Raw genomic sequence first — 5,972 nt, 5'->3', positions numbered from 1 at the left:
CATTACATCAAGGCGCGCTTCGGCGAGCGCTATGAACGCATCTTCGGGCCGCTGCCTGACTTTTCCGGCATGCCGTCGAATGCCAGCCCGCTTGGAAACGATGCCGAGAAGGCTGCCTGGAACTCGATGAGCGGCCCGCAGCGCGACGCCATCAACGGCGTCTTTTCCAATATCGGCAAGGCGATCGCCGCCTTCGAACGCTCGATCGAGCCGGCGCCAACGCGCTTCGACCGCTTTGCGCTGGACCTTGTCACCGGCGCGGAGCCGAAAGGCGATGCCGTTTTCTCGAAGGAGGAAATCCTTGGGCTGAAACTGTTCATCGGCAAGGCCAATTGCGTGACCTGCCACGACGGCCCGCGCTTCACCGACAACAGCTTTCACAACACCGGCGTGCCGCCCGTTGCGGGTCTGCCGCCGGATCGCGGCCGCATCGATGCCGTGGCACAGGTCGAGGCCGACCCGTTCAACTGCTTCGGCGCCTATCGCGATGGCGACGCCAGCGCCTGCGGCGAGCTGCGCTTCATGGTCAAGGATGCGCCGCAACTTGTTCGCGCCTACAAGACGCCTTCGCTGCGCGGTGCTGCGACCCGGGCGCCCTACATGCATGCCGGGCAGTTTTCGTCGCTCGACGAGGTGGTGGCTCACTACGCCAAGGCCGCACCCAGCGTGGAGGGAACGTCCGAAGTTCATCCGCTGCAGCTTTCAGACCGCGAGCGTGCGGCGCTGGTGGCCTTCCTGAAGACGCTGGCGGAGTGAGCTACCGATCCTTGACCGTCTCCATCGCCACGAAGGTCGAGGTCTGGGCGACGTGGGGCAGGGCTGAAATGCGCTCGCCCAGGACGCGGCGGTAGGCGGCGATATCCCGTGTGCGAACCTTCAGCAGATAATCGAAGCTCGACGCCATCATGTGGCACTGCTCGATCTCCGGCACGGCTTGTACGGATCGGTTGAAGGCATCGAGCGCGGCGGATCGGGTGTCGGACAATTTCACCTGGACGAAAGCGACATGGCCTTCGCCCATGCGCTCGCGGTCGATTATCGCCTGGTAGCCCCTGATGTAGCCGTCCTTCTCCAGCCGCTTCACTCGCGCCTGCACCGGCGTCTTCGACAAGCCGACCTTCGCCGCCAGTTCGGACATCGAAAGCCGGCCATCGCTTGCCAGCGCGGACAGGATATTCCTGTCGATGCGGTCCAATTGGTCTTCTGTCATCGAAAATGAAGTCCATATGATATTTTTGGATCATCAAGATAGATCGAATGACCTGCAATGTCGATTTCTTTGGACCGGTCGAAATTTCGCACTTGTGTTAGCTTGCGCCATTCGGTCCGGTGACCGCCGGCCCGCTCCTTGATGCTCGCTTCGCAGGACCGCCATGCCGCTCGATACCATCCGCCAGCAGATCCGCGCCAACTACCTGCCCGACGAAGACGAGGCCGTGAAGCGGCTGGCCAAGGCGACAGGCCTTTCAGCGAAAGACCGCGACGCAATCTCTGCCCGGGCCGCCGATCTGGTGCGGGCGGTGCGCGGCTCGTCGGATCCTCGCCTGATGGAAGTCTTCCTCTCCGCTTACGGCCTCTCCACAAAGGAAGGCGTGGCGCTGATGTGCCTTGCCGAGGCGCTGCTGCGCGTGCCTGACACTGAAACCATGGACGACCTCATCGCCGACAAGATCGCGCCGCACGACTGGTCGGCGCATTCGGGTGGTTCGAGCTCCATCTTCGTCAACGCCTCGACCTGGGCGCTGATGCTGACCGGCCGCGTCCTCGATGAGGGCGAGGGCGGCATCGAGGGCACGCTGCGTTCTATGGTGCGGCGGCTGGGCGAGCCGGTCATCCGCAAAGCGGTGGCCGCCGCCATGCGCGAGATGGGCGAGCAGTTCGTGCTCGGCCGCACCATCGCCGAGGCTGTCAAGCGCGGCCGGCCGATGACGCAGAAAGGTTATCTCTATTCCTTCGACATGCTGGGCGAAGCGGCTCGCACCGAGGCCGATGCCTTGCGCTATCATAAGGCCTATGCCGACGCGATTTCGTCGCTCGATTCCGGCTCCAACGGCCCTGATATCAGGCAGAATCACGGCATCTCGGTCAAGCTTTCGGCGCTGCATCCGCGTTATGAGGTAGCGCAGAAGGAAGAGATGCTGCCGGTCATGGCCGAGCGGCTGTTGTCGCTGGCGCTTGCCGCGCGCCATTCGCGCATGGGCCTCAACATCGACGCCGAGGAAGCCGACCGCCTCGATCTGTCGCTCGACGTGATCGAGCGGGTGCTGGCCGAGCCGGAACTCGCCGGCTGGAACGGTTTTGGTGTGGTGGTGCAAGCGTATGGGCCACGCGCGGCCTTTGCCATCGACTGGCTCTACACGCTGGCGAAGAAATACGACCGCAACATCATGGTGCGGCTGGTCAAGGGCGCCTATTGGGACACCGAGATCAAGCGGGCGCAGACGCTTGGGCTCACGGGCTATCCCGTCTTCACCCGCAAGGCCAACACCGACGTCTCCTACATGGCTTGCGCCAAGAAGCTGCTTGGCATGACCGACCGCATCTACCCGCAATTCGCCACCCACAATGCCCACACCGTCGCGGCCATCCTTTCGATGGCTGATAACCGCGATACCTTCGAGTTCCAGCGCCTGCACGGCATGGGCGAGGCGCTGCACGAGACGGTGCGACGGTCCGAAGGCACGCGCTGCCGCATCTATGCACCGGTCGGCGCGCATTCCGATCTGCTTGCCTATCTGGTTCGCCGGTTGCTGGAGAACGGCGCCAATTCCTCCTTCGTGCACCAGCTGACCGATGAAGATGTCGAGCCGGAGGACATTGCCCGTGATCCGCTCGAAACGGTCGAGAGCCAGGGTTCGGCCGCCAATCCGGCGATTGCCCGGCCTTCCCAGATTTTTGGAGCCGGCCGCCGCAACTCCAGGGGATTCGACATCACCGATACGGTGACGCTGGCGGCGATCGACAAGGCCAAGGCGGCCTTTGCCGGGCCGGATCGCTGGCATGCCAAGCCGATCACGCGCGCCGCCGGCTACGGCAAGCAGCGTCCGATCCTCAATCCGGCCAAGCCTTCCGAAGTGGTCGGCACGGTCGGCGAAGCCGCTGCCAAGCAAGTGGCGACCGCCGTGCGGATCGCGGTGGACGCGCAGCCGGCCTGGGCGAAGCGTCCCGTTGCCGAACGCGCCGCCATCCTCAACCGCGCCGCCGATCTCTATGAAGCGAATGCCGTCGAATTCTTCGCGCTCGCCACAAGGGAGGCCGGCAAATCGCTGGCCGACGGCGTCGCCGAAGTGCGCGAGGCGGTCGACTTCCTTCGCTACTACGCCACTGAGGCGGCCAATGCGGAGGCGGGCACGCAAGCGCGCGGCGCCATCGTCTGCATCTCGCCGTGGAATTTCCCGCTCGCCATCTTCACCGGCCAGATCGCCGCCGCACTTGTCACCGGCAATTCGGTGATCGCCAAGCCGGCCGAGCAGACGCCGCTGATCGCCTTCCGTGCCGTCGAACTGCTGCGCGAGGCCGGCGTGCCGGAAGACGTCATCCAGTTGCTGCCTGGCGACGGTCCATCGGTCGGCGGGCCGCTCACCGCCGATCCGCGCATTGCTGGCGTCTGCTTCACCGGTTCGACAGAGGTTGCCAAGCTGATCGAGAAGCAACTGGCCGAGACGGCCGCGCCCGATGCCATGCTGATCGCCGAGACCGGCGGCCTCAACGCCATGATCGTCGATTCCACCGCGCTGCCCGAACAGGCGGTGCGCGACATCCTCGCCTCGGCCTTCCAGAGTGCCGGCCAGCGCTGCTCGGCGCTGCGCGTGCTCTATGTGCAGAAGGACGTCGAGAAGAAGATGCTGGAAATGCTGAAAGGCGCCATGGAGGCGCTCAGCATCGGTGATCCCTGGCGGATTTCAACCGATGTCGGCCCTGTCATCGACGACGAGGCGCAAAGCTCGATCCGCGACTACTGCACGAAAATGGGTCTGCAGGGCAGGCTGATCGCCAAGCTCGAGGCACCGAAGGAGGGGCGCTTCGTCGCGCCGCACGTCTTCCGGGTCAAGGGCATCGAAGACATGGAGCGCGAGGTGTTCGGGCCGGTGCTGCATGTCGCGACGTTCGATGCCGACCAGATCGACGCGGTCATCGCGGCCATCAACCGCAAGGGCTATGGCCTGACCTTCGGCCTGCACACCCGCATCGAGGGCCGCGTGCAGCATTTCGTCGACGGCATCCATGCCGGCAACATCTATGTCAACCGCAACCAGATCGGCGCCGTCGTCGGTTCGCAGCCGTTTGGTGGCGAGGGGCTTTCAGGCACCGGTCCGAAGGCCGGCGGTCCGCACTATCTCAGGCGCTTCCGCAAGGGGCCGGAGGCCGGCACCCATTTGCAGGATGGCCATAAGGTCACGGCGACCGAACTTGCCGACAATCTGCCTGATCCCACACTTGGCGGCTGGTCGACGCGGCCCGACCGGATTGCCATTCTGAGGAAGCATCTGCGCGGCAAGGGTGCCGCGGCCATTGGTGCTGCCGCCGGCATCGATTTCGGCCAGGTCGACCTGCCGGGACCGACCGGCGAGGCCAACACGCTATCGTTGTCGCCACGCGGACGGGTGCTGTGCCTTGGTCCTGATGGCGATACGCTGCTCGCGCAGACGATCCAGGCGCTCGCCGCCGGCAATGCGGTTCTGGCCGTGGCGCCCGGCGCACCCGCTGCCCTTTCCGCGCTGACCGGCAAGGGCCTGCCGCTCTCCGCCATCGATGGTCGTCCTGATCCGGTCGAAGCGCGCTCGCTGCGCGTCGATGTCGTTGCCTTTTCCGGCACGCCCGAGGCCGCGCGTATCGTGCGCATGGTCATCGCTGATCGCACAGGCCCGATCGTGCCGCTGGTCAGCGAGGTGCTGAACCCGGCGGCCTATGCGCATGAACGGGCGGTCTGTGTCGACACCACCGCCGCCGGCGGCAATGCGAGCTTGCTGGCCGGAGCCTGACCCCGGCCAGTATTTATGCGCCTTCGACGACCGCAAAACCCTCGAACTGGGGGTGGCCGAGATAGTGGACCTTTGTCGTGCCGACATTTCTGTGGGCGGCGCGAAAATTCTCCGACTTGGTCCAGGCGATAAAATCATCGTGGCTCGCCCACACCGTATGCGATGCAAACAGCGTGTAGCCTTCGGTCTCGTTGACCGGGCCACGCAACAGGTGGAATTCCCTAAAACCCTTCATCTCAGCGAGGCTGGAGTCTCGGTTCTTCCACACGGCTTCGAAATCGTTCTCCGAGCCGGTCTGCACCTTGAAGCGGTTCATGGCGATGTACATCGGGTTCCTTTCAGCGGTTTTGAACTTTGACGATCGATGGATGGCGTAACGGGGCGGCTGAGGCTCAGAACGGGCCGATTGGTGCTTTGAACCGCCAGCTTAACAGTCCGGTCTCCGGCGGAATGGGAGGGAAGGGCGCCTGTTTTCGCACCAGCTCCAAAGCGAATTGATCGAGCTCCGGAGAGCCCGAGCTTTTGGCAAGTTGCAAGTCGCTGATGTTTCCATTGGCCAGCACCACAAATGCCACCATGGCGTTGTTGCGGGCTGTCGTTTGCGCCGCTTTCGAAACGCGGCGATTGGCGCGAGCCAACTTGCTGGCCACCTCGCCGCTATAGCGAGACGCCGCCGCGTTGCCGGCATCGGTCTGTTTTCTGCCTTTGCTGGCGATTGCGGCCTTGATTTCCCGACCATCCGCCGTGCCGCGCTTCTCATATGGTTCGCTTGCCGTTGCTGGGGCAGCTGCCGGACTGGGTCTCGCGCTGGGGATCGGCGGCTGCTCCGGAACGGCGACAGGCACTTCGGCGCTCTCGGGGCGAACGGTCGGCTGCGCCGGCGTTTCGGCCTTGGGAGCCACGCTCTGGTCATCGGGGCGGGGGGCGCCGGCCACCAGTATGTCCGGAGTGACCGTCTGCCGTTTTACAGGTTCCGGCAAAGGCTTGAGC

4 protein-coding genes and 1 pseudogene are annotated in these 5,972 nt (G+C 64.5%); 2 read left to right on the top strand and 3 right to left on the bottom strand.

Annotation, left to right across the window (positions count from 1 at the left end):
- Positions 1–756: pseudogene (locus tag EN993_RS29595) on the top strand (c-type cytochrome); the annotation flags it as partial.
- A 1-nt stretch (position 757) separates the two neighbouring features.
- Here EN993_RS29595 and EN993_RS29590 read toward each other — a convergent pair.
- The gene (locus EN993_RS29590) at positions 758–1,210 is read right to left on the bottom strand and encodes an Lrp/AsnC ligand binding domain-containing protein (protein WP_027029407.1); all 453 of its coding nucleotides are present in this window, start codon (positions 1,208–1,210) and stop codon (positions 758–760) included.
- Positions 1,211–1,373: 163 nt separating this feature from the next.
- Between EN993_RS29590 and putA the strand changes: the two genes are divergently transcribed.
- On the top strand, positions 1,374–4,982 hold the full coding sequence (gene putA, locus EN993_RS29585; protein WP_127265560.1) for a bifunctional proline dehydrogenase/L-glutamate gamma-semialdehyde dehydrogenase PutA: 3,609 nt from the start codon (positions 1,374–1,376) through the stop codon (positions 4,980–4,982).
- A 13-nt stretch (positions 4,983–4,995) separates the two neighbouring features.
- Here the strand turns inward: putA and EN993_RS29580 are convergent, their stop codons facing one another.
- Both EN993_RS29580 and EN993_RS29575 read right to left on the bottom strand, forming a co-directional pair.
- On the bottom strand, positions 4,996–5,310 hold the full coding sequence (locus tag EN993_RS29580) for an antibiotic biosynthesis monooxygenase (protein ID WP_127265559.1): 315 nt from the start codon (positions 5,308–5,310) through the stop codon (positions 4,996–4,998).
- Between the two features lie 64 nt (positions 5,311–5,374).
- Positions 5,375–5,972 (bottom strand): energy transducer TonB (locus tag EN993_RS29575; RefSeq protein ID WP_127265558.1); only part of this gene is annotated, 598 nt, incomplete at its 5' end.

Source organism: Mesorhizobium sp. M7D.F.Ca.US.004.01.2.1, assembly GCF_003997785.1.
Classification (GTDB): Bacteria; Pseudomonadota; Alphaproteobacteria; order Rhizobiales; family Rhizobiaceae; genus Mesorhizobium; species Mesorhizobium loti.
Note: the sequence above shows the minus strand (reverse complement) of the source record. Positions and strands in the feature narration are given on the sequence as shown.